Raw genomic sequence first — 25112 nt, forward strand, 5'->3', positions numbered from 1 at the left:
GCCCACCCTACGAGTGCGTCTTTGCTACGAATGCGTGAGACTACTATAACGGACGATAAACGCGATAGTTAATTTCAGGGAAGATGTTGTCCATCAGCTCGACTTTTTCTAACCAACCGCTGTCAACTTTGCCGATTTTGATTTCTTCATACAACTTATTAAAGCGCATGAGGTGCGATCGCGTCCTTCTCACTGCATAAGGTACCATCGTTCCCGTCCGCATAATAAATGCCCAATCTGAAGATTGCGCTAACAGCAATTCCCGTGCTGCTTGGTTGAGTGCTTTCCACTGTAACTCATCAGCCGGTTCCATTCGTCCTAACTCAATCATCCGCTCAGTTGCTTTGTGCAAATGTGGGTAAATCCACGCATTCGTTTCGTTCAACCAATACTCGTGAAATCCTTTATAACCCCAACTTGATTGCGAAGGACGACAAACTTGTTGATTCGGTTCTGCCTTCAAATAATCTGCCAAATGCGTCATTGCATAAGTTTTTTGGTCATACCATGACTTGCGGAAGAGATAATCAATGAACCAAGGTCCCTCATACCACCAATGACCAAACAACTCGGCATCGTAAGGAGAAACAATAATCGGTGGACGCTGCATTAAATTATGAAGATGTTCAGCTTGCCGTTCGCGATTATACATGAAATTTGCAGCGTGTTCTGCTGCTTTTTCCTTCGCCCAGTATGGATCGTAAAGCGCCTTATCAGACAATCCTAAACCACGTCCGGTAATCTTATGATACTTAATCCCCGTATTTTTACGCTGACCATTAGGCATGATGTAAGGCTTAATATACTCATATTCAGCTTCCCAGCCCAAATCTTTGTAAAATTCGCGGTATTCAGCCGCACCAGGATAGCCGACCTCAGATGACCATACCTGCTGCGAAGATTCATGATCGCGTCCAAAGACAGCAACACCAGTTTCGGTAAAAATCGGCGCATAGCTACCAAAGCGGGGACGCGGACGAGCGTAAAGAATCCCATGTCCATCGGTGAGGAAGTAGCGCAAACCGGCATCAGCCAGCATCCGTTCCAAACCTTCATAATAGGCGCATTCCGGCAACCAAATGCCTCTGGGTCGGCGTCCAAAAGTTTGCTCGTAATGTTCGCAAGCTACCTGAATTTGCGCCCACACAGCCTCCGGATACATTTTCATTAACGGCAAATAGCCGTGAGTCGCGCCGCATGTTATAATTTCTAGGTTGTTAGAGTCTTGGAACTGCTTAAAAGCTGTTACCAAATCGCCTTTGTAGCGTTCCCATAGCTGACGCGCTTCGTTGAATTCGGTAGCGTAATGTTCGGCTAAATAGCGCATATGCCCGTTGTTGGCATTATGCTCTGCTTCAAGTTCTATGAGTTCTTCTAGTTGAGTTAAGTGTGCGTCATAGCGTTCTTGCAGCAGTGGATCGCGTAGCATGGACACCAAAGGGGGTGTCATGCTCATGGTGATTTTAAAGTCGATGCCGTCTCGCTTTAATCCTTCAAATACTTTCAGTAAAGGGATGTATGTTTCCGTAATGGCTTCATAAAGCCATTCTTCCTCCAGCACATAGTCACTTTCAGGGTGACGAACGAAGGGCAGGTGTGCATGAAGTACAAGCGCAACGTAGCCGATAGCCATAGTAATTCCAGGTGGTACGTGTAAGTTAAAGGTAGAGATTAGGCAGAATTTAACAATATTTTAAGACTTTATCAGCAGCGTAGCAGTGTTTGGTATTTGTTTTTAATTGATGCTACTTCAGAGGCGAAAATGTTCGTCTATCTTAATTAAAGGCACTCCCTCACAAAAAAGGAAATTTCTTCCAGTGAAACAGCAACTCGCTTTTGTGTTATCTATTTTGACCAGTACTATTTTGGCAGCCTCTCTCTCGCAAGCGGCTCCTTTGCCTACTGAAGTTAAGCAACCCGTTTTAGAACAACCTACAAAAAAGACGACAGCACTGACACTGGAGGACTTGCCAGCAGGCTTTCAAGAACTTCCACCTAGTATGAAGGCGGAAATTGTTGCTAAATTAGAACCTTTTAAGCAGTTGCTGCTCAAAGAGAATGTACCACCAGATAACTTCTTTGCCTTTGTAGAACCGCAAAAGATGGAAGTTGTTATCGGCTTTACAGGTATGCTACCAAATCAGGCTCAACAAGGTCAATTCGATGCTGCTCTGGAAAAAGCGCGGCAACCAGAGTTTGAGCAACAGATAAGAAAATTGGCGCAGAAATTACCATCAAGTCAAGAAGTGAAGGTGTTAAAGTACAAGTCGCTTCCGGACTTGAATAATTTAGCACAGTCATCTACGGGTTTTTCCTTAGATGCGTCAATCCAAGAAATGCCTGTAAATTTTGATGTTGTTAGCTTTCGGCGTAGTAGTGTTGGTGTTATGACAGCGGTTGTATATTTGACTGGGAATAAACCTTCGGTGTCTCTGAAGGATGTGGCTACCAAGTTAGATGGACGTGTCTTGCAAGCTTCACCTTCCTCGACTAAGGAACCGACTGTATCTCAATAGGATAATGTAATCGGGAGCGATCGCACTACTTGCTAAGTATACAGTTCCTAGAAGTTTATCTACAAATGCGATCGCTCTTGCTTTATAAAACAGTACGTAGAATAACTCACAATGTAAAGACGTTCCGCCGGAACGTCTCTACGAGGGTAGGTAGGTTTATTTGGATTTCAATCAACCCAATTTACAACCCGCAAACCAGGAATTTGTTTAAAATGTCTGATATTTCTTGTTACTAATGTAGCTCTATTTGCTAAGGAAATACTCGCAATTAACAAATCAGCTCGCCCAATTTTGCGTAGCTTTGAAACTATACGTAAACGCTCAAATTCATCTGCTGCGCTTTGACTGACAGGAACAATTAAAAGTTCTCCTAATAATTCTTCTGTGCGAAATAAAAGCTCTTGTGCCCTTAATAAACTTTCCCCGGTTTCTGCTTTGAGAAGGTAGTCGATCCGTCCGCGTAGCATTTCTGCTTTTGTAATTATGGTAATTCCTACCTCTGAATTTTCTAAAGCTTTTAATCTGGCAATAACATTTGCATTTCCTGCATAGAGATAGGTTAGAGTATCAGTATCAAGCAAATACATCAGTATTCCAATTATTCATCAACTTCAGAACGTCCTCTCGCTTGATAAATTGTTGTTCTCAATTCCGTAAGCAAAGTATCATCAGCAAAAGCTCCTGCCTGTTTAATTAGGGCAGAACGACTATTTTGAGAGCGCAACCAGTCATCAATTGCTACCTTCAAAAATCTCCATTCATTTTCGATTTTACGACCTGGAAGCTTTCCTTGTAAGGCTTGACGCTGTAAGGTTTCCATCGGCAAACGTAAATATTCTGAGACTTCTTCAAGGGTGAGAACTTCTGGTAATGTAACTCGCTCCATAACCTGACTCGCAGTATGCCCTAAATATACCGAATCTTAGCATAAATAAGGGATTTGGCGTTTTCTGATTACCAATTTAAACCTGATAATGCCATCATAGCGGCTCTCCTACAATTACAATAGGCGATCGCCTACCTGACAATACGGTTCGGTTAAGGATTTTTGGTGGTGATTTAGCGTATGTAGAGACGCAAGGGTATCGCGTCTCTACAAGGTTTTTGGTTTATCGAATTTTCTTAACCGAACCCTATTGGGCTACCTGATATCGTTACCATGCGGAGGATATTAAAAGTTGCATACCCTGGAAAACTCTAAAAGTATATTAAATTGTCAGTAACATAAGTCAGTATAATCATTGATGAAAACTTAAAGTAAAACTCAACAGATAGGGGAAATTCTTCCTATGTGGACATCTTGTGCTGTATCTATATTTTTATCACTACTATTACTATCCGAGTCAACAGCCGCCAGTGTCGGTGGTTATGGGTTACAAATAGCACAGCAGACAGTACCTCCTTCGTCAATTCCCTTGAGTCCAGATAAGCAACAGCGATATCAAGAGGGAGTCAAGTTATATCAAGAAGGACAGGAGTTAGACAAAAAAGGAACTAAGGAAGCATATCAACAGGCATTAGAGAAATATCAACAAGCATTGAAAATTTTTCAGGAATTGGGATTACGCAAAGAGGAAGTTGAGATACTAGTATATATTGGGTGGGGTTACAGTGCTATTTCCGAAGAAAAAACAGCATTGATTTATTTACAGCAAGCACTGGAAAAAACACAACAACTAAAACCTTTATATAGAGCATCAATACTTGGCTCTATCGGTTTAATTTACTCAACTGTGGGTAAATTAGATGATGGATTAAATTATCTAAAAAAAGCTGAATTAATATTTTTGGAACAGAAAAAATTGGGATCAAAGGAATTTGGCTTATTGGCAAGCTATTATAAGTCTATCGCAACTGCTTACAATAGGAAAGGCGAACCAGAAAAAGCTTTTACTTATCTAGATAAAGCACTAAAAATTTATCGTGATACACTAAAATCTGTAGATGGTGAGGCTAGTGTACTAGAAGATATTGGTTTTATTCATTCTCTACGAGGAGAAACAAGTAAAGCTTTTGAAAAATACAATCAAGCATTAGCTATTTTTGAAAAAACAAGTAATTTACCTGCACAAGCCCAAATATTAAACCATATAGCCTCTCTGCATCAAAAATTAGGTAAATATGAGGAGGCTATAAAAAATCTAGATAAAGCACGAAAATTGCTAGAAAAAGTTGAAGGTGCTTTTTTTCAACAAGCCTCTATAGTTGCTAGTATTGGTGATGTCTATGGTATTTCAGGAGATTATCAGACCGCAATTCAATATTACCAGCAAGCAAGAACACTCTATTACAAAGCTGGGGATACAAAACTGGATAAGTCCTTAGGTGACTACCAATCAAGCATTAATTATTATACAAAAGCATTAGACATATATAAGCAGATAGGAGATAAGCCTCAGCAAGCTATAACTCATGGTTTTATTGGTAGTGTTTATGAGATATCCAAAAACTATGGTAAGGCACTCATATCTTATGAGCAAGCCCTAGTTTTATTAAACAAGGAGGACTATCAATCAGAAATTCTTACGCTTCGAGGTATGGTCAGAATATACAACTCGATGAAAAATTATTCTAAAGCATTAGAAACTGCCAAAAGCGCATTATTTTTATCTAAAGGTAAAGGCAAAAACGAAGAATTTAAATCTTTAAGTGTCCTAGCTGATGTATATTACTCAAATGGAGACTATCAAAAAGCCTTAGAAATTTATCAAACAGTTTTGTTATATTTTCAACAAGCAGGATTTCGACTGGATGAAGCCGATATTTTGAGTAATATTGGTATGACTTACACTTTATCCAATCAACATCAGTTGGCAATCAATACATATAATGAAGAACTAAAATTGAGGCGAACTTTAAAAAATGGCACAGATGAAGCAGATGCACTTTACGGTATTGCCATCAATCAACGCGAACTAGGCAAACTTGAAGCAGCACTTCCTAATATCGAAGAAGCAATTAAAATCGTAGAAAATATACGCGGGAACGTCCAAAGCCAAGATTTACGTACATCCTACTTCGCCACAGTCCAAGGCTACTATAAATTCTACATCGACCTGTTGATGGAACTGCACAAAAAAGATCCTTCAAAAATATGTGAATTTACAACCAAAGACCAAAATACAAACAAAGACATCATAATAAAAGATAAATGTAAAGCTGTAGCGCTCCACATCAGCGAACGTTCCCGCGCTAGAGGACTTGTAGAACTATTAACCGAAGCACGCGCAAATATTCGCAAAGGTGCAAACCCGGAACTCTTAGCAGAAGAAAGCCGCTTACAAGCCCTAATTAATACTAAGGAAAAACTACGGCAAGAGATAGTTAGTAATATTGAAAAAATCAATAACCCCATTTATAAAGCTAGGGCTGATAAATTCCAAACAGAAATCGATGAACTACTCAGCCAACAAAAGCAACTGGAAACGAAAATACGCCAAAGTAGTCCGAAATACGCCAACCTAAAGTATCCCCAACCCCTGACTTTACCGCAAATTCAGCAACAATTAGATAAAGATACGCTGCTGTTAGAGTATTCTTTGGGCAAAGAACGCAGCTATCTTTGGGCTGTAACTCCTAATTCCATCGACAGCTACGAACTCCCCGGACGCAAGGAAATAGAAGAAGCAGTTAAGGAATTTAGAGAAACTTTAATTAGATGTCAAAAATTAAGAATATGTGACCAATTTTCCCCAGAAGAAAAAGCTCAAGCTCTGAAAAATACGGCTTTTTCTGCAACTAAACTGAGTCAAATCATCCTTGCACCTGTAGCTGACAAGTTGGGGAAAAAGCGTTTGGTGATTGTGGCTGATGGTGCTTTACAGAAGATTCCTTTTGCGGCATTAAATGACCTAACCCCCCAACCCCCTTCCCTGCGTTCGCGCAGCGTCTCGAAGAGAGGGAAGGGGGAGCAAGATAAGCTCCCCTCCCCTCGTAGGGGAGGGGTTGGGGGAGAGGTCGAGTATCAACCGCTGATAGTCAATCATGAAATAGTTAATTTGCCTTCGGTTACAGCGATCGCTACCCAAAGACAAGAACTCAAAGGACGCAAAACCGCACCGAAAACTCTCGCAATACTTGCCGATCCGGTGTTTGAAGCTAACGATATACGCATCACTGGCAAATCAACAAGTAATGATCTTGATGATGTTGGTAGTGAAGTAGAACAGTCTCAACTTAAGCAAGCGGGGAGAAATCTTAACCGCAATGGCTTCGGAAGACTTAAAGGTACAGAAACTGAAGCAAACGCAATTTTAAAACTCGTACCCTCTGATAATCTGCAAGCTTTTGGCTTTAATGCTAACTACAACTGGGTAACAAATCCGCAATTGTCGCAATATCGCTTTTTACATTTTGCTACTCACGGCATTGCTGACCTAAAGAACCCGGAATTATCAGGAATCGTTCTTTCTCTGTTTCTAGACAAACAAGCTAAACCTGCTGATAAAGGTTATTTGCGATTAGGTGACATTTTCAATCTTAACTTTGCAGCCGATTTAATCGTACTAAGTGCTTGTGATACTGGTGAAGGCAAAGATGTCAACGGTGAAGGATTAGTAGGCTTGACAAGAGGATTAATGTATGCTGGGGCAGAACGTGTTGCCGTGTCTCTTTGGCAAGTTGATGATAAGGGGGCGCCAGAATTGATGGAAGAATTTTACACCCAAATGTTGAAGCAAGGCAAATCACCTACAGCTGCTTTGCGGGCTACACAATTGAAGTTATGGGAAAATTCGAGTTTGAAAAATCCTTATTATTGGTCTGCTTTTACTTTACAGGGTGAGTGGCGATAGGTCTAATTGTTGTTGAAACTGAGCTTGAGGAGCGATCGCTAAGTACAGAATTTCGCTTTTTTTGTAGCGAATCCTAGAGAAAAAAACTCTGCGTCACTCTGCGCTTCCCTCCGCGTTCCTTTGCGTTAAAAAACGCGCTCGTTCTTGTGCGATCGCTGTACTAAGACTACACAAAAAAGCTCTGAACTCGAACGCGAAAGCCTGGTAAAATAGGTGATGTGATTTCGTCATCAGCCAGCAAGATAGAAATTTTCGCGATCGCGCCACCACCACTTGATGACACGGATGAGTAATTCTATTTGTTCGCGGTGTAAATCAGATTCCAACGGTGGTTCGTCACTGTAGATGTCGCCTGGTGTGAAAATTATACTATCAATGACAAGAGATTGAGACATAGCGATGCCTGCTGCGGTAAACTACGCACTTTTTTGTCTTTATCCTATCGTAAGTAGGCGATCGTAAATTCGTAATTTGTAACTAGACAAAATTAATTAGACCATTATTTCCCCATTATCTAGCTTGCAGGTGTAAAAGGAGAGTTTCAGTTGTCCATGTGGCGCACCCACAGCCAAAAAAGTCATAGTCTTGTGTCCAGATTCCGGCATCTAAGTGTAGAGCTAAAGCGATGGTTTGCCAGTCATTTGGATCTCTGGGAATTCGCCTTTTCGCCTCAGCTTCAAAGTGAGCATAATCTGATTCTACAACCAAGAGAACTTGATTCGTAATCAACTGATTTGAAGATAGCCAAATGTTATCAATAAGTGACTCACTTATCCCTTGCCTACGAACAATCGCTGTTAATCGCTTCCTAAACTCATGATGAGTTTCAGATAAAATGCGCTCAGTCATCAACAAATCTAACTGAGGATGCTGAATTAACTCCTTTCCTCTTTGTCTTAGTAGTTCTCCAACCAATACATTTGTATCAACTACTAACTTCATAAGGAAAGGGTTTACCCATGTCAAATAACTCCACAAGTTCATCTTCTGTCATTCCAGTTTCAGCAAGCAGACGTTCAATTGCTTTTCTTAGATCCTCTGCTGCCTGTTTTGCCTTGTGGGGATCGCGATTTTGGACAGACATGTGCTTTGTAGCTTTCTCAGGGATTTGAGCAACCTCCTCGTCCAAAACCTGTTTGATTAAGATTTTATCATCTGGTTTGAGTGATTTAATTGCCTCAACCAGAACCGTTAGCGGAATTGGGATTTGGATAGTTGTTGTTTTCATTCCCCTACTCTCGCTTATACTGGACTCTTTATGCTATTCTAACCAACCTTGACACCTGCTTAGATTTCATTCTTCATCTTTATACAACTCCTGCAACTCTTGTAATTGAGTTTTGCGGGAAACACGGCGATATTTTTTACTTTCTAGCTTCGGTTCGTACTGAGTCTGTCCTTTGCCTTTCGTTTTTAACTTTTGGGTAGATTCTGGATCGGCTTGTTGGTTAATCTGAGTTTGACGAGCGATCGCTTGCTCTAAAAATTCCAGATAATGCTCATAACGTTCCCAATTACCCCGAACTACACAACCCGGTTCGTCTCGATGCAGACAATCACTAAACCGACAGCTATCAACTGCTAACCTCTGTCTTGCTTCGGGGAAATAACGGATTAATTCTTCCGGGCTACAATCAATATCAGGCTGATTAAAGCCGGGAGTATCAGCGAGAAACCCACCTAATGGTAATTCAAATAATTCTACGTGACGGGTGGTGTGACGCCCGCGAGACAGTTTACCAGAAACCTCACCCACGCGCAAGTGAGCATCGGGAATTAGGGCATTAATCAAACTCGATTTACCAACTCCTGAAGGACCTGCCAAGACGGTGATTTTGTCTTGCAACTGATAACTTAGTTTGTCGATATTGATATTATTATTAACGCTCATAAATAGCGTTTGATAGCCCCAACCAAGCAGACGCGAGCTTATTTCCGACTGCACCTGCGTTGAAACTAAATCGCCTTTATTCAAGCATAAAACTACATCCACACTAGTAGATTCCGCCTTGATCAAAAAGCGACTGAGTTGATAAGGTTCTAGAGGCGGATCGGCGACAGCGAACACAAGGAGAATTTGGTTAACATTAGCGATCGCCGGACGGTCTAATTCACTATTGCGGGGTAAAACAAAAGCGATCGCCCCTCGTCCACCAGACCAATCTGGTTCTTCAACCACAACGCGATCGCCCACCATCACCTGTTGCCCAATTTTTTTCAACCGCGTTCTCCGAGTGCAGAGGAGGAGGGGAGGGGAGGAGGGGGAGAGGGGGGGAGTATTATTCAAAAATTCTCCTTGTCTCCTTGTCTCCTTGTCCCCCTTGTCCTCCTTGTCCCCCTTGTCCCCCTTATCCCCCTTGTCCCCCTTATCCCCCTTATCCCCCTCTCCCTTGTCTCCTAAATCCAGCTGCACTCGATAAAAATTCGCTTGTACAGCTAACACAGTACCCAGCAACTGCCCAGTGGTAGAAAAAGCTTCCCCTTTCATCAGGCAGCAACCGGACGGCGAACTAACAGAGAAAAATAGCCAGCACAATCTGTAATTTGTTCCACCTGATAGCCCGCCATTGTCAGGCTATCAGGAACTTGCTCAATCGGTTCTCCAGGGTCTAACCAGACTTCTAGCAAACCTCCCTGTGGCATTTGTTCTAAACGTAATTTCGTCCGCACAAAATTAATCGGGCAAGGAGTGCCCCGCAAATCGAGTTGAGCATCGGGAGTTGAGACGGAAGATACGCTCATTACTTAAACAAATTTCCCAAAAAACCTTCTAGACCACCTTTACCAGTGCGGTCTCCCTTAATTTTAGCTAGCTTCTCCAGTAATTCTCGCTCATCTGGCATCACCTTAGTGGGAATATCAATTAACACCGTCAGCATGTGGTCTCCTCGACTTACAGGATTTCCTAAGCGTGGTACACCGCGATTTTCCAACTTCATCACCGTATTTGGTTGAGTTCCCGCCGGAATTATCAGTTCCACTGGACCATCTACCGTATTTACCTCTAAACGACAGCCTAAAATTGCCTGGAGATAGCTAATTTTGATTTCTGAGATAATGCTAATTCCATCTCGGTGGAATTCCTCATCCTCATTGACGAACAAGTACACATACAAATCTCCCGGAGGACCACTCCGCTGACCTGCATCTCCTTCATTAGAAATTCGCAAGCGCGTCCCATTATCCACCCCAGCGGGAATTGTAATTTTGAGTTTCTTCGTTACTTGATTTGCGCCTTTGCCGTCGCAAGCATCACACTTGTCTTCAATTACCATCCCCGTACCATTACAGGTGGGACAAGTCGAAACTTGAGTAAAGCTGCCAAAAGGCGTTCTGGTGACGCGACGTACTTGACCCGAACCGCTACAAGTCGAACAAGTGCGGGGTCGAGTTCCTGGTTTGGCACCAGATCCGGTACAGACATCACAAGTTTCTAGATGAGAGATGCGAATTTCTTTTTCACCGCCAAATACCGCTTCTCGAAAATCTAACTTCAAGTCTAGCCGCAGGTCATCACCTCGCACCGGACCGCTGCGCCGTCTTTGTGTTGAAGGACCACCCATCCCCCCTGCAAAACCACTGAAAATACTTTCAAAGATATCAGCAAATCCACCCATATCGCCCACATCTTGGAAGCCTCCAGCGCCAGCCGCACCGGACACACCAGCTTCACCAAAACGGTTGTAACGCTCTCTGATTTCCGGCTCAGAAAGCACTTCATAAGCGCGGTTAATTTCCTTAAAGCGATCTTCCGCTCCCGGTTCTTTGTTCACGTCTGGGTGATACTTCCGGGCTAGGCGGCGGTATGCGCCTTTAATTTCTTCTTTGTCGGCGTCACGAGAGACACCTAAAATTTCATAATAATCGCGAGCCATATAGCAAAGGTAAAAGTTAGAAGGTAGAAAGCGGAAGGCAGAACTTCAAAAAGGCAAAGGTTAATTTTTGTTAATACTTGATTTTACCTTTTACCTTTGACAAAAATCACTCTTTATATTTTGAGCATGAGATGCTTTGCTCCTAAAAAAGGACAATCATCTAGGCAATTAAAAGCAACTTGCCCTGGATCAGGCTTAAAGAAAGCTAACTTTGGGCAAGTTTTTTGCTCAAACTTTTGACTGCCGATTGGCTGTTTCTTTTACAATTGTGCTACGCAAGACGGCAAAACCCCGCCGATCAACAGAGGAGCTAGCCGCACCTATAGGTGTGGAAAACCCCCATATACGTTTAATCGCATCTGTACTAGCACTCCGTGTAGTCCACGGTAATTCGCTTCTACAATCTAACAAACCATTGCGGTACAACACCACGTTAGGCAAGAATGGGGCAATGGGCATGGGGCATGGGGCATGGGGCATAGGGCATGGGGCATGGGGCATGGGGCATGGGGCATGGGGCATGGAAAGAGTGCTATTAGTTAGATATAAAATGCGTATCAAAAATCGAGCGTCTTTAATTCCCATTGCCCAATGCCCATTGCCCATTGCCCATTGCCCAATGCCCATTGCCCAATGCCCAATGCCCATTGCCCAATGCCCATTGCCCAATGCCCAATGCCCAATGCCCATTGCCCCATGCCCATTGCCCAATTAGTCTTTAATCGATCGCCTCATAATCCGCTTGTAAAGTACCTTCATCTTCAAAATCAAAGTTGAATTGAGGTGTGGGTGTTCCATTCACTGATTCAACAGGGGGAGTAAAGGGAATATTTGAACTGTAAGCGACTTCATCACTTGACGAAACAGGAGGTCGGTTGTATACATCCGCACCAATGGCAAACAACGTTTGTTGAAAGTCATCCAAGCACTGTTTCAATTCTTCTGGTGAAATACCATCTTTAGCGATCGCAGCTTGGAGTTTTGTAGCTTTTTCATTTGCCAAAGCTTTCATCGAATCGGCAATCAAGTTGCCATTATCCTTTAAAGTCGATTCGTAACTTGACAACAGAGTATCCGCTTGGTTTTTTAATTCAACCAGTTGCATACGTTTTCTGTCATGTTCTGCAAACATTTCTGCTTCTTGCCGCATTCGTTCTACTTCCTGGGTACTCAAACCACCTGTGTTGGTGATCCGAATACTTTGTTCTCTACCCGTGCCTTTGTCTTGAGCCGAAACCTTGAGAATGCCGTTGACATCGATTTCAAATGATACTTCGATTTGCGGCACACCACGGGATGCGGCAGGAATTCCAGCGAGAAGAAATTTACCGAGACTTTTATTATCCCTTGCCATTGCCCGTTCACCTTGAAGGACGTGAATTTCCACGCTTGTTTGTCCATCGGTTGCGGTGGAAAATATTTGGGACTTGCTAGTGGGAATTGTAGTATTGCGTTCAATAATTTTAGTGAACACTTCTCCTAAAGTTTCCAATCCCAGCGATAAAGGTGTAACATCCAAAAGTAAGAGATTTTCGACTTCGCCACCCAGTACCCCAGCTTGAATTGCAGCGCCGAGTGCTACTGCTTCGTCAGGATTGATCGAGCGATCGGGTGCTTTGCCGTTAAAAAATCGGATCAGGGCATTTTGAACTGCGGGAATGCGCGTAGAACCGCCCACCAAAATAATTTTATCTATGTTTTGTGGTTTCAACTCTGCATCTTTGAGCGCTTGAACCATCGGTTCGATGGTAGCTTCAATTAATTGGCTTGCCAGTTCTTCAAATTTGGAACGGCTGAGATCCATTTCTAGATGCTTGGGTCCGATTTCATTGGCGGTGATAAATGGCAAATTAATTGAAGTATTTGCTATGGTGGAAAGTTCAATTTTTGCCTTTTCCGCTGCTTCTCGCAAGCGTTGCAGCGCCATTTTGTCTTGGGAAAGGTCAACTTTTTCTTGTTGGTAGAAGTGTTGAATCATCCAGCGGACGATCGCATTATCAAAGTCGTCTCCACCTAGATGGTTATTACCACAAGTCGCCTTCACTTCAAATACTCCATCCCCAAGTTGGAGAATGGAAACATCGAAGGTGCCCCCTCCCAAGTCAAAGACTAAAATTAGCTGTTCAATTTCTTGCTTGTCTAAGCCAAAAGCTAAAGCCGCAGCAGTTGGTTCATTGATGATTCGCAGTACTTCTAATCCAGCGATCGTGCCAGCATCTTTAGTTGCTTGTCTTTGGGCATCTGTGAAATACGCCGGCACTGTAATTACTGCCTGGGTGACTGTTTCACCTAAGAAACTTTCCGCATCTTGTTTGAGTTTTTGTAAAACCATTGCGGAGATTTCTTGCGGTGTGTAGTTACGTCCGCGAATTTGCACATCAACAGTATCATCTCGACCATTGACACAAGCATAGGGGACGCGATCGCGTTCTACTTCAGTGTCATCCCAACGACGCCCAATAAATCGCTTGATACTGTAAATTGTGTTCTCGGCATTTGTAACTGCTTGTCGCTTTGCCAATTGACCGACTAAGCGCTCGCCGCCTTTGCCAAATCCGACAATACTTGGGGTGGTTCGTCCACCTTCGGAATTGGCAATGACAATCGGTTGACCACCTTCCAATACTGCCACGCAACTATTGGTAGTGCCTAAGTCGATCCCAATAACTTTTGCCATAACTAACGGTATTTTTACGCTTGTGTTTAAATGTGATTTTTCGCGGAGTAACTTTTTAACTACGGACAAGTTATTTACCAAGAAGGGGAAAAGGGGTTCATAGTAAGGGGTAAAGTCAGGTTGAAAAAACTTTTCCCCACATGGTATAAAGCCCCTATTTTTAAATATGGGGTTTATGAGTCCCCTTTCCCCTTTCCCCCTCTTTTTCATAGTTTTTGCAAAAAAAGCATTCTCCTCCCGATGGAAGAAAAGCGTAAGTTAAGCGAAAACCTTAAATAGCCATGTCCTAGTTTGGGTACGCGATGCTCGAAAAACGCAAGAGGTTCAATGACTTTTAGCTACCATTAGTCAGCAGTTAGTCAGTAGTCAAAAGTAACCAGTGCTATATTAATGGTTAATTTTGACTACTGACGAATGAAAAAAGCGTTCGTTTAACTACATTGGCGAATTAGACTGATTTTCCTCCATAGGAGGCATGTCTTCTTTCGGAGCAGCAACTTTGACCATTGCATGACGAAGCACGCGATCGCCCAAATAATATCCGCGCACTAACTCTTCTAACACTGTTCCTTCTGGATGTTCATCCGTAGGTTCGCGCATAACTGCTTCGTGCAAGTTAGGATCGAATTCTTGACCTTCGGGTCGCATTGGTGACACACCCAGGCGTTTCAAGCAATCTACCAGTTGCTTGTAAACACCTTGATAGCTTTTATGAATTGTTAATTCGCCATCGCTTTGCGGTTTGAGATGTGCTCTTGCCCGTTCAAAATTATCAACTACAGGCAATAATTCCATAATCGTATTCCGCTTCACCAGCAAGTCAAGCTCTTCTTTTTCCTTGCTGGTGCGTTTGCGATAATTCTCAAAATCTGCCCCAATCCGCATATATTGGGTGTTACGCTCTTCTAATTGCGCTTTAAGTGACTCTATTTGTTGAGTCATTTCTGCTAATGCGGCTGTATCAGTTTCAGTCTGCGGAGTTCCAGCAGTACTATTGTCTTGTATCTGTGTCTCTGGTGATGTATTGGTTTGGACTGTCACTTGCTCAGTAACTTCGCTATCAGATTCGTTATAGTTCATTTGGGCTGGGGACTCGCTCATCATTGCTTACTTTACCGAAAAATTGGGTTTAAAGCCCCATCCTTCTAGGAGGGCTTTTTCATATATTCCATTATTGTGTAATCATTCCAAATGCTATTTACGGCAATTAGTTCCCACATAGTAACAGCCGTTGAATGTACTTGCCGCTGACTGTGAGGCGTATTTTTTGCCGAAATTTTCACTTGAAGTGATCTCACCGTTCTCTATTGTGACAAATGGTGAGTGCATTAGCCCAGACGCACCGGCGGCATTCCGAAAATAGGGCATGGGGCATCGAAATTCTGAAACTTGTTTTTATTCCCCTTTCCCATTGCCCAATTCGCAATTCGCAAAAATTCAGTAAGTAAGCATGAGAATTCTGTTTGCCAAATTGGGAATACTTTAATCAGAGGTTTCCGCTACTCATTGCTCACTTATGACTTACTCGTCACAACAACGGCGCAGTACCGCTCTTACTACAAGAACTGAATTTTCGCCTTTCGGCAATAAACTTGTGCAATCTGGCTATATCAATAGCGAACAGATGAGACAAGCGCTAATTGAAAGCCGCAAGTCTGGCATACCCTTAACAGAAGTACTTGAGTCAGTCTCTGGGCAACAACTATCACCTGAGTTGCTCAGACAGTATAAAAAACAGCAGTTATTTGAACTTAAAATACTATACGGTGTTGAGTTTATCGACCCGGAAGTTAGCCAAGTAGGCAGCACTACGGTAGGAAAGCTGATTGATACACTGATTCCAGCGGATATCTGTCGTCGCCATCGGTTAGTGCCACTGGCAAAAAATGAAGACCAAAATCCGCCCTCGGTGTTAGTGGCGATGGTCGATCCGGATAATTTAGAAGCTTCGGATGATTTGAATCGCATTTTGCGTCCGCAAGGTTTGGCATTGCAGCGCATGGTGATTACCCAGGAGGACTACCAACAGCTAATCAATCAATATTTGGATGAACTAGCTGTTAAGCAAAAGCATCTAGAAAAAGAAAAGTCTACAGACATTAATCAAGACTTAGAAAATCTGGGAAATCTCGACCTAGAGGATGCCCCCGATGAGATGGAAGCTGATTTGGGAGCAGCGATGAAGGGTGCAGAAGATGCACCAGTTATCAACTTAGTCAATAGAATTCTTGCCAAAGCTTTGCATGAGAAGGTTTCTGACATTCACATCGAACCGCAAGAAGAAAACTTACGCATTCGCTTTCGTAAGGATGGGGTGTTGGGTGAGGCTTTTGATGCCCTGCCGAAAAAAATCATTCCTGCGGTGACGGCTCGGTTTAAAATTATCGCTAACTTAGATATTGCCGAACGGCGTTTACCTCAGGATGGACGCATTCGGCGGATGTTTGAAGGGCGCAAAGTTGACTTCCGGGTTAGTACCTTACCCAGTCGCTACGGGGAAAAGGTAGTGTTGCGGATTTTGGATAACTCCTCTACACAACTGGGATTGCATAAGTTAATTGCCGATCCTGAGAGTTTGCACATTGTCCATGAGATGGTTAGCCGTCCCTTTGGTTTGATTTTGGTAACAGGACCAACTGGTTCTGGTAAAACAACAACACTGTATTCAGCATTGGCAGAACGCAACACACCAGGAATTAATATCAGTACTGTAGAAGACCCGATTGAGTATAGCTTGGCGGGGATTACTCAGGTGCAGGTAATTCGGGAAAAAGGGCTAGATTTTGCCACCGCTTTGCGAGCATTTTTACGGCAAGATCCGGATGTGCTGTTAGTGGGTGAAACGCGAGACAAAGAAACGGCAAAAACAGCGATTGAAGCTGCCTTGACTGGTCACTTAGTATTAACTACCTTACATACTAATGATGCCCCTGGTGCGATCGCACGTTTGGGAGAAATGGGCATTGAGCCTTTTATGATTTCTAGTTCGCTCATTGGCGTTTTAGCACAGCGTTTAGTACGACGTGTCTGTGGTGATTGTCGCATTGCTTATACTCCCACCCCCGAAGAATTAGCCCGCTATGGTCTATCTGCTTCTCAAGATGTCGGTATAACTTTCTACAAAGCAAACTCCTTAACATTAGAAGAAATTCAACAAGCTAGTTCTAAAGGTCATATTTGCCCAACTTGTAATGGTGCTGGCTACAAGGGACGTTGCGGTGTTTATGAAGTGATGCGAATCACCGAAAAGCTACAAACCTTAATTAACGAAGAAGCACCTACAGAACGCATCAAGGAAGTTGCAGTCGAAGAGGGGATGAAAACTTTGCTGTCTTACAGCTTGGATTTAGTACGTCAAGGACAAACCACTTTGGAAGAAGTCGAACGTGTAACTTTCACTGATACAGGTTTGGAAGCAGAGTTAAAAGCCAAACGCAAAAGTGGTCTTACCTGCCGAACTTGTAGCGCCGAATTAAAACCAGAATGGTTAGATTGTCCCTATTGTATGACACCTCGTTTTGCCGATTAAGTAGATGGGGATAAATAAAGGCTCCTTAACGTAGTAACCTGATTAGCCGTTAAAATCCCGACTTGATGAGCGGTTTACCGCTCACTACGAATTTACACTTACTTAGTTAGTAGTTAACTATCAAATAACAAAAGGAGACATATTTATGGAAATGATGATTGAAGATTTGATGGAGCAGATGATTGAAATGGGTGGCTCGGATTTACATTTATCCGCAGGTATACCTCCCTATTTTCGCATCAGTGGCAAACTTACACCCATTGGTGAGGAGTCGTTAACAGCCGACCAATGTCAAAGGCTAATTTTTAGTATGCTGAATAATACCCAGCGTAAAACCCTTGAGCAAAACTGGGAATTAGATTGCAGCTATGGAGTTAAAGGTTTAGCTCGCTTTCGTGTCAACGTTTATAAAGAGCGTGGTTCTTACGCTGCTTGTTTGCGAGCATTAAGTTCCAAAATTCCTAACTTTGATAAATTAGGTCTGCCAGATATAGTGCGGGAAATGACAGATAAACCCAGAGGTTTAATTTTAGTAACAGGTCCTACTGGCTCAGGTAAAACCACTACCTTAGCAGCAATGATTGACTTGATTAACCGCACCAAAGCTGAACATATTTTAACTGTAGAAGACCCGATAGAATTTGTTTATGAACCAATTAAAAGCTTAGTCCACCAGCGTCAACTTGGTGAAGATACTAAAAGTTTTGCTAATGCCTTAAAAGCCGCATTGCGCGAAGATCCAGATATTGTTCTGGTAGGGGAAATGCGCGATTTAGAAACAATTTCCTTGGCTATTAGTGCGGCAGAAACAGGACACTTGGTATTTGGCACTTTGCACACCAGTTCAGCAGCACAAACTATTGACCGGGTTGTTGATGTTTTTCCACATGAAAGACAAACTCAGGTACGGGTGCAATTATCTAACTCGCTAGTCGCTGTATTTAGCCAAACTTTAGTTCCCAGAAAAAATCCTAAACCAGGTGAGTTTGGTCGGGTGATGGCTCAAGAAATTATGATTGTTACTCCTGCTATTTCCAACTTGATTCGCGAAGGCAAAACGGCACAAATTTACTCGGCTATACAAACCGGTGGTAAGTTGGGTATGCAAACTCTAGAGAAGGTTTTAGCTGATATGTACAAAGCCGGAACTATCTCTTTTGAAGCAGCTATCTCTAAGACTTCCAAGCCGGACGAAATTCAGCGTCTCATTGGTGGTGCCCCACCACAAGCAGCAGGAGCAGTCAAAGCGCATTAATTTAACAATATTGGGCATGGGGCATGGGGCATGGGGCATGGGGCATGGGGCATGGGGCATGGGGCATGGGGCATGGAAAGAATTGTATTTATTCACGCACTTGCTTTATTGAACTTCTTTAATTCTCACTGCGAGCGTGCCCAATGCCCATTGCCCATTGCCCAATGCCCATTGCCCATTGCCCATTGCCCATTGCCCAATGCCCATTGCCCATTGCCCATTGCCCATTGCCCAATGCCCATTGCCCCATTATCAATTATCAATTAGCAATCCAAAATATATATAAACCATGCCAAAATTTGTTGCTCGTGTTCGAGATTCTGAAGGAAAATCCCGAACAGAAAAAATTGTTGCAGAATCTATAGGGCAAGCACGTACTACTCTCAAACAGAAGGGTTTTGTAGTTCAAGAACTTAAACAAGCTCAAGGTTTTGGCAGCTTTGACTTGAATAAATTACAGACAGCAATGACTGAGGTTTCCATTAAGGATAAAGCTGTCTTTTCCCGTCAATTTGCGGCTCTAACCAATGCGGGAGTAGCAATTGTTAGAAGTTTGGGGGTGCTATCTGAGCAATGTAGTAATCCTAAACTAAAACAATCGCTGATAGAAATTAGCGCTGATGTCCAAAACGGGATGAATCTTTCTGACTCGATGCGGAAGCATCCTCAGTGTTTTGATGGGTTGTATGTCAGTATGGTTCAAGCGGGTGAAGTTGGCGGTGTTTTAGATGATGTAATGAATCGTTTGGCGAAGTTATTAGAGGATGTTGCCCGATTACAAAACCAAATTAAATCAGCTATGTCTTATCCAATGATTGTAGGTTTTTTGGCAACTTCAATTTTTCTAGGGATGACGATTTTTCTAATCCCAGTTTTTGCCGGTATTTTTAAAAGTATAGGCACTGAATTACCTCCTTTAACACAATTCTTGATGGATTGTAGTGAAATTTTGAGAAGTTGGCGAATTTTTCTTATCTTTGGCACTGCTATCGGTGCGTCAATTGCCTATAAACAATACTACAAAACTCCTGTCGGTCGCGTAACTATCGATCGCCTTTCTCTGAAAGTGCCGTTATTTGGTGACTTGATCCAAAAATCCGCAGTTGCCCGTTTTAGCCGGACTTTTGGTGCTTTAACTCGTTCAGGTGTACCAATTCTTACTTCTTTGGAAATTGTCCGCGATACCTCAGGAAATCAAGTAATTGCTAATGCTATTGATGCAGCGCGTGTCGAAATTCAACAAGGAGGTATGATCAGCATTGCCTTGCAAAAAGAAAAAGTTTTTCCGGCTATGGCAATTCAAATGATTAGTATCGGTGAGGAAACTGGTGAGATAGATGGGATGTTGATGAAAGTTGCCGATTTTTATGAAGATGAAGTTGAGCAGTCAGTAAAAGCACTAACAAGCATTTTGGAACCAATTATGATTGTGGTTTTGGGGGGAATGGTTGGGACAATTTTGCTTGCAATGTATCTGCCTCTGTTTAAGGTATTTGAAAAGCTGGGATAGACGATTAAAAGTTGTACCAATTTATGTGAGGTTGCGCTTTATTGCCCACAGGCTGGAAGCCTGTGGCTAAACGAACAAGGAACACCTGCGTGGGCTAAATTAGAGGCAACTTCATATATAAATGGTATTAGGAATTGTAGAGACGTTATAAAAGAAACGTCTTTAATTAAGTAATTTATTAAATTATATTTAATGCAAAAATCTTATTACGAGACTAGCTTGGCTGAATATAGTAATTCCTTGTCAGCGATCGCACTCCTGAAGCAACATCGACCATATTTGGAAATGATTCCCAGTTTACGCCGTCCAGATGAAAGCGTTATCACTATTCCTCTGCCAATTGTCCGTCTTTGCAACACCTCAGCAGAAAAAACGACTATTTGTCTAGCTTGTGATGTGGCAATTTTAATGTGTGACCCTGAGTGGAAAATCAAAACCGACGTGGAAATTTTAGTTTTTATTCATCGTCCCCACGAAGATTTTTCTGAGTTATTAGGACGTTGGCGACAAACTCAAATTTACCTAGATAAAGAATATCAGTGGCTCATGCCTCCCTGCTACAATCATATTTTGAATGATGGAATAAATAGTATATATCCCTTGTTTGTAGTGTTTGCAGAAACACCAGAACGCATTAAGCGCGGTCTTGTCGGCGCATGTCTGCCATTTATAATTCAAACACCAGAATCACTGCCTGAGGAAAATATGTTAGAAGTTTTCTCTCCAGAAAGTCCACCCTGTTAAAAAAGGTAAAAGAAAGAGAAAAATATTCTTTCTTTTGCCTTTTACCTTGTGCGATCGCACTATGCCTATGTGTGATCGCATATCTCGTAGGTTGGGTGGAGCAAAGCGCAACCCAACAAACATTCACAACCATTTTCACTTCCTAAATTTACCTGATTAACTTTTCATGTCCACAAATTGCTTGTATTGATTTTGATTATCTATTGGTGTTGGGTTACACTGCGTTCCACCCAACCTACTAACTACTAACCTAATGTGTTCCACTGGTGTTGGGTTACACTGCGTTCCACCCAACCTACTAACCTAATGTGTTCCACTGGTGTTGGGTTACACTGCGTTTCACCCAACCTACAATATGAAAATTATTATTCATTGCCCACATCATCGGGAAATTTTAACTCTACTCCCGCACCCCAATCAATTTCATAAATCCCCTGCTTGACATAACGATGAAAACTTGAATAGTGCCAAGATGAAGGTATATTCACATATCCATGCCGCACCGGGTTGTAATGAATATAATCTACATGTTTGTTAAAATCATATTCATCTCTAATTTGATGCTCCCAAAAGCGACGTTGCCAAACTGCTTGCTCTTTCTTATGTTGGCGTGATGCAGATATTTCTCCTTTGTATCGAGCATGGCAATGGCGTGTAAAATTATTTTTGATTACTCCCTTCCTGTCAGAAGACTCCCTAAACTGTAAGATAGTAACTTACAATTTAAGGAATCTTCTGGCAGGAAGGGAGTAAGACTAATAAAAACATCGTAACCTTCGTAAAGACGTTCCGGCGGAACGTCTCTACTAAAACATCGTAACCTTCGTAAAGACGTTCCGGCGGAACGTCTCTACAATATATATAATTTGCCGGAGATGATATTACACTTTGCTAACCCACCCTACGGTTATTCCATAAAATCAGGTCGCGCTTTGTGATTTAACTTCAGCTTTTCTTCTAGGGTTGTCCAATCTTCTTGCTCAATTATGTTAATTAAATCGTCAATTTTGTGGCGATATTGTTGTAGGGAATTGAGCAATGCTTCACGATTAAATCGTGCCATCATTAAGCCTAATTCAGGATTTCCGCCACCGACGCGACTTGTATCTCTAAAGCCGGAACTTGCAAATTTTTTCGCTAATTCTAATACCTCTGAGTCAGTTTCACTCATGCAAGTAGCAATCAACGAACCACTAACCATGACTGGTAAATGAGAAATCCAACTAACAGCGCGGTCATGTTGTTCTGGCTGACAATGGTAGATATTTGCCCCAAGCGATCGCACAATTTTCTCCACAACTTCAACTGCATAAGTTGGTGTTTTCGATATCGGTGTTAACACATAAGGCTTGTTGACAAATAAATTACTTTCTCGCGCTTCTATTCCATTATCTGTGTTTCCTGCCATTGGATGACCGCCAATAAAGTTATCCCAAAGTGGAGAAAGCGCTTTAACTATCGGTGCTTTCACCGAACCAACATCAGTAACAATTGTAGAAGGCGACAAATAAGCGATTAATTCCTCAAATTTGGGAACAATAAGCGCTAGAGGTGTGCAAATAAATACCACATCTGCTGCTGAGAGGAGGCTCAAGTCAACTGAAGCTTCGGAAACGCTACCGAGGGCGATCGCTTTAGAACAAGTCGATTCACGACGGCTGACTCCTAAAACATGATGTCCTTGCGATCGCAAATCCCAACCCAAAGAGCCACCGATCAGTCCCAATCCTAAAATACCAATTTTCATCTGTGATTTTCACATTGCTTTTACATAATTTCTACATATACCAACTATTAGCGTTGGCATTCGAGGGGTGACATTCATGACTGTAGAGGAATTACTGGAAAAATACGCTTTCGGAGTCATAAACTTTAGTGGGGTTGACCTTTCGGAAGCGAATCTGAGTGGTATCAAACTCAGTGGGGCAAATTTCACCGAAGCTAACTTAAGTGTAGCTAATCTCAGTGGTGCAAATCTCAGTGAAGCAAATTTAAGCTATGCCAAGCTGAATGTAGCAAGATTGAGTGGTGTTAATCTCAGCGATGCCATCTTAAACGGCGCCTGTCTCAACGTCGCAAATTTAATTCGCGCTGATCTCAGTCGCGCTCAACTTAGGTTGGCAACGCTGATTCGCACCGAGTTAATTCGCGCTAATCTCAGTCACGCTGACCTTTCGGAAGCAAACCTCAGCAGCGCCGATTTACGAGAAGCGACACTGCGTCACACTGTACTTTGTCGTGCTAATTTGAGTGAGGCGAACTTGAGAGGTGCTTTTTTGACCCAAGCCAATTGTGAGCAAGCTAATTTCAATGCCACTGACCTTAGTCGTACCGATCTAACCAGTGCAAATTTCCGAGAAGCCGAATTCAAACAGGCGAATCTGAAAGCTGCTAACCTAAAAGGAGCTAACTTAAGTGGTGCGAATCTGCGATGGGCAGATTTAAGCGGTGCGAATCTGCGATGGGCAGATTTAAGCGAGGCAAAATTGAGTGGAGCAAACTTAATTGGCGCAGACTTGAGCAATGCTAATTTAACCAACGCGAGTTTGGTACACGCCGATTTATCAGAAGCTAAATTAATTAAGGCAGAATGGGTAGGTGCAGATTTAACGGGAGCGACTTTAACCGGGGCAAAACTTTATGCTACTTCACGATTTGGTTTAAAAACCGAAGGTATAACTTGCGAATGGGTTGATTTGAGTCCGACAGGCGATCGCTCAATTATCCAAAATTTTACCTCTGTTGACTCATCAGACTTTTTTAACGAAACTCCGCCGACAATCCGGATTATCGTAGATGCGACTCTAGAATCAGAAGCACATTTTGCCCTTGCTGGCGCTTATTATCAAATAGCCCAGCAATATAGGCAACTCAGACAACCCCCCAGTATAGAAATCGGACGACGCCGGACTGTTTTTACTTTTCGAGTAGATAGCGACGAAGCTTTATTTCCCACAGCTTACATTGCTATTCTACCTTTTAAAGATGCCGCAACTACCCAAAGAAATATTCATGCAGCTGTAGAAATAATTAATTGTGAAGATATTTCTGCCAGAGAAAATAAGAGCGATCGCACCAAGCAATTATCTGCTTTGATAGAAGAAGCTAGAAATAATGCCGATGTAATTAGACAAATGCAAAAAAATCTAGAAATAGCAGCTAAATTAAACTTCTTCCAAGCACCTACCCAAACTATATTAACAAATTCCAGCGCTCACACTTTCATTGTCCATGACCACCCCAATTTTGGCAAAAAATTTATTAATCGTGGAGCAACTAATGGTTCATATAATGAGAACTCCAATACATCTGTCAATGTTATACTACCTTCGGTAAACACAATTGTAGATTTTGTTAAAGGATTTCATTATATTGGATAGTGGATGGTGGTTAGTGGATAGTGGATAACTGTTGACTGTTAACCGTCAACAAACAACCAACAACCATCAACCAACAACTATCAACCAACAACCATCAACCAACAACTATCAACCAACAACTATCAACCAACAACTATCAACCATCAACTAACAACTTTAAGGAGAATCAAAAATGCGCGATGGCTTTAATAAAATGATGGGTCGGACTCGCTATGTAGTCTGTCGCCTATTTATACATTTAGCAGGATCTGAAGTAGCACCCATTTTAGGAGTATTAAATCGGGGCGCGCGACAAGGAATTGATGCTGATGGCGATGTAGAAGTTTTAGGAGAAGGGTTAGTAGAACTCTGCCAAACTCTACTGCAATACGATGAATATTGGACTTCTGCGGCGAATGAAGGAGATGTATTTTGGAGTGAAGGTGAGGCAGGAGATTATGTAAATGAATTATTTACCGACTCTGCTGAACGTTACCTCAGTGAACCAGATTTTACTTCTAACTCCGGGGTGAATGTACCTTTATCTATACCTGTGACACGCAATGTAATTGTGATGATTACATTTGCTTATGAAGGAGAAGTGCCAGAATTGGAAAGCGACCTTTCTAACATTGCGGCGTTAAAAGATGGATTGAAAGCGATTATAAACTTGCACTACAAACATAAACTAAGAGCAGTCCAGGTGCATTTTTCGCCAGCGCAGTTAGGTGATGAACTAAGCAACGATCAGTTGTTGCAATATTACCCAGAATTGATTCCTTTGTAACTTGGTAGGGTAGTCCCTACTTACAGCCCGAATGAATAACTTGTTAAACTCGGAGATAGGATAATAG

General features: G+C 42.3%; 23 protein-coding genes and 1 pseudogene. 8 read left to right on the forward strand and 16 right to left on the reverse strand.

The genetic code is table 11. The features are described from left to right. Positions 1-43 precede the first annotated feature (43 nt). Entirely contained in the window at positions 44-1633 is a 1590-nt protein-coding gene (locus TOL9009_RS0112750; protein ID WP_029633151.1) for a glycoside hydrolase family 57 protein, read from the reverse strand. 184 nt (positions 1634-1817) lie between these two features. On the opposite strand from TOL9009_RS0112750, the gene TOL9009_RS0112755 reads away from it, so the two are divergent. Beyond that, positions 1818-2516 carry a hypothetical protein gene (locus TOL9009_RS0112755; RefSeq protein ID WP_029633152.1) on the forward strand — a complete coding sequence of 233 codons (699 nt, stop codon included), beginning with the start codon at positions 1818-1820 and terminating at the stop codon, positions 2514-2516. Between the two features lie 167 nt (positions 2517-2683). Here TOL9009_RS0112755 and TOL9009_RS0112760 read toward each other — a convergent pair whose 3' ends face one another. Both TOL9009_RS0112760 and TOL9009_RS0112765 read right to left on the reverse strand, forming a co-directional pair. Then, positions 2684-3103, reverse strand: coding sequence for a type II toxin-antitoxin system VapC family toxin (locus TOL9009_RS0112760; protein ID WP_029633153.1), 420 nt, complete (start codon positions 3101-3103; stop codon positions 2684-2686). A gap of 11 nt (positions 3104-3114) precedes the next feature. Next, positions 3115-3402 carry a helix-turn-helix domain-containing protein gene (locus TOL9009_RS0112765; protein ID WP_029633154.1) on the reverse strand — a complete coding sequence of 96 codons (288 nt, stop codon included), beginning with the start codon at positions 3400-3402 and terminating at the stop codon, positions 3115-3117. Positions 3403-3805: 403 nt separating this feature from the next. Here TOL9009_RS0112765 and TOL9009_RS0112770 point away from each other — a divergent pair, with 403 nt between their 5' ends. Beyond that, on the forward strand, positions 3806-7309 hold the full coding sequence (locus TOL9009_RS0112770) for a CHAT domain-containing protein (protein ID WP_038296326.1): 3504 nt from the start codon (positions 3806-3808) through the stop codon (positions 7307-7309). Positions 7310-7542: 233 nt separating this feature from the next. Here the strand turns inward: TOL9009_RS0112770 and TOL9009_RS45560 are convergent. The 10 genes and pseudogenes from TOL9009_RS45560 to TOL9009_RS47235 form a co-directional block, all read right to left on the reverse strand. Continuing rightward, positions 7543-7704: pseudogene (locus tag TOL9009_RS45560) on the reverse strand (Uma2 family endonuclease); the annotation flags it as partial. Between the two features lie 115 nt (positions 7705-7819). Beyond that, complete coding sequence (locus TOL9009_RS0112780) at positions 7820-8251, reverse strand: PIN domain-containing protein (RefSeq protein ID WP_029633156.1); 432 nt, start codon at positions 8249-8251, stop codon at positions 7820-7822. Continuing rightward, positions 8235-8537 carry a hypothetical protein gene (locus tag TOL9009_RS0112785; protein ID WP_029633157.1) on the reverse strand — a complete coding sequence of 101 codons (303 nt, stop codon included), beginning with the start codon at positions 8535-8537 and terminating at the stop codon, positions 8235-8237. Before TOL9009_RS0112785 ends, TOL9009_RS0112780 begins: the two co-directional genes overlap by 17 nt. Positions 8538-8603: 66 nt before the next feature. Then, the gene (gene rsgA / locus TOL9009_RS0112790) at positions 8604-9797 is read right to left on the reverse strand and encodes a small ribosomal subunit biogenesis GTPase RsgA (RefSeq protein WP_029633158.1); all 1194 of its coding nucleotides are present in this window, start codon (positions 9795-9797) and stop codon (positions 8604-8606) included. Then, positions 9797-10051, reverse strand: coding sequence for a sulfurtransferase TusA family protein (locus tag TOL9009_RS0112795; protein WP_029633159.1), 255 nt, complete (start codon positions 10049-10051; stop codon positions 9797-9799). The genes rsgA and TOL9009_RS0112795 overlap by 1 nt, the downstream gene beginning before the upstream one ends. Then, positions 10051-11184 (reverse strand): molecular chaperone DnaJ, encoded by a 1134-nt coding sequence (gene dnaJ, locus TOL9009_RS0112800; RefSeq protein ID WP_029633160.1) that lies wholly within the window; start codon positions 11182-11184, stop codon positions 10051-10053. Before dnaJ ends, TOL9009_RS0112795 begins: the two co-directional genes overlap by 1 nt. A gap of 228 nt (positions 11185-11412) precedes the next feature. Further along, complete coding sequence (locus TOL9009_RS44490) at positions 11413-11811, reverse strand: hypothetical protein (RefSeq protein WP_186227713.1); 399 nt, start codon at positions 11809-11811, stop codon at positions 11413-11415. A gap of 91 nt (positions 11812-11902) precedes the next feature. Continuing rightward, positions 11903-13861: a molecular chaperone DnaK gene (gene dnaK, locus TOL9009_RS0112810; protein WP_029633161.1), complete on the reverse strand. Its 1959-nt coding sequence runs from the start codon at positions 13859-13861 to the stop codon at positions 11903-11905. 435 nt (positions 13862-14296) lie between these two features. After that, positions 14297-14965 (reverse strand): nucleotide exchange factor GrpE, encoded by a 669-nt coding sequence (gene grpE, locus TOL9009_RS0112815; RefSeq protein WP_029633162.1) that lies wholly within the window; start codon positions 14963-14965, stop codon positions 14297-14299. Between the two features lie 90 nt (positions 14966-15055). Then, on the reverse strand, positions 15056-15229 hold the full coding sequence (locus TOL9009_RS47235) for a hypothetical protein (protein WP_186227546.1): 174 nt from the start codon (positions 15227-15229) through the stop codon (positions 15056-15058). Between the two features lie 148 nt (positions 15230-15377). On the opposite strand from TOL9009_RS47235, the gene TOL9009_RS0112820 reads away from it, so the two are divergent. Next, entirely contained in the window at positions 15378-17390 is a 2013-nt protein-coding gene (locus TOL9009_RS0112820) for a GspE/PulE family protein (RefSeq protein WP_029633163.1), read from the forward strand. 145 nt (positions 17391-17535) lie between these two features. Next, on the forward strand, positions 17536-18645 hold the full coding sequence (locus TOL9009_RS0112825; protein ID WP_029633164.1) for a type IV pilus twitching motility protein PilT: 1110 nt from the start codon (positions 17536-17538) through the stop codon (positions 18643-18645). Positions 18646-18750: 105 nt separating this feature from the next. Here TOL9009_RS0112825 and TOL9009_RS49295 read toward each other — a convergent pair whose 3' ends face one another. After that, positions 18751-18873: a hypothetical protein gene (locus TOL9009_RS49295; protein WP_260675886.1), complete on the reverse strand. Its 123-nt coding sequence runs from the start codon at positions 18871-18873 to the stop codon at positions 18751-18753. 61 nt (positions 18874-18934) lie between these two features. Between TOL9009_RS49295 and TOL9009_RS0112835 the strand changes: the two genes are divergently transcribed. Together TOL9009_RS0112835 and TOL9009_RS0112840 are read left to right on the forward strand one after the other, a co-directional pair. Further along, the gene (locus tag TOL9009_RS0112835) at positions 18935-20155 is read left to right on the forward strand and encodes a type II secretion system F family protein (protein WP_029633165.1); all 1221 of its coding nucleotides are present in this window, start codon (positions 18935-18937) and stop codon (positions 20153-20155) included. A gap of 192 nt (positions 20156-20347) precedes the next feature. Beyond that, entirely contained in the window at positions 20348-20899 is a 552-nt protein-coding gene (locus tag TOL9009_RS0112840; RefSeq protein ID WP_038296328.1) for a hypothetical protein, read from the forward strand. Between the two features lie 365 nt (positions 20900-21264). On the opposite strand, the gene TOL9009_RS50505 is transcribed toward TOL9009_RS0112840, so the two are convergent. Next, the gene (locus tag TOL9009_RS50505) at positions 21265-21609 is read right to left on the reverse strand and encodes an REP-associated tyrosine transposase (protein WP_072022131.1); all 345 of its coding nucleotides are present in this window, start codon (positions 21607-21609) and stop codon (positions 21265-21267) included. Positions 21610-21806: 197 nt separating this feature from the next. Beyond that, positions 21807-22646 carry a prephenate/arogenate dehydrogenase gene (locus tag TOL9009_RS0112850; protein ID WP_029633167.1) on the reverse strand — a complete coding sequence of 280 codons (840 nt, stop codon included), beginning with the start codon at positions 22644-22646 and terminating at the stop codon, positions 21807-21809. Positions 22647-22722: 76 nt separating this feature from the next. Here TOL9009_RS0112850 and TOL9009_RS0112855 point away from each other — a divergent pair, with 76 nt between their 5' ends. After that, entirely contained in the window at positions 22723-24279 is a 1557-nt protein-coding gene (locus tag TOL9009_RS0112855) for a pentapeptide repeat-containing protein (RefSeq protein ID WP_029633168.1), read from the forward strand. A 172-nt stretch (positions 24280-24451) separates the two neighbouring features. After that, complete coding sequence (locus TOL9009_RS0112860) at positions 24452-25045, forward strand: DUF1517 domain-containing protein (RefSeq protein ID WP_029633169.1); 594 nt, start codon at positions 24452-24454, stop codon at positions 25043-25045. The last annotated feature ends 67 nt before the right edge of the window (positions 25046-25112 follow it).

Source organism: [Scytonema hofmanni] UTEX 2349 (assembly GCF_000582685.1).
Classification (GTDB): domain Bacteria; phylum Cyanobacteriota; class Cyanobacteriia; order Cyanobacteriales; family Nostocaceae; genus Hassallia; species Hassallia hofmanni.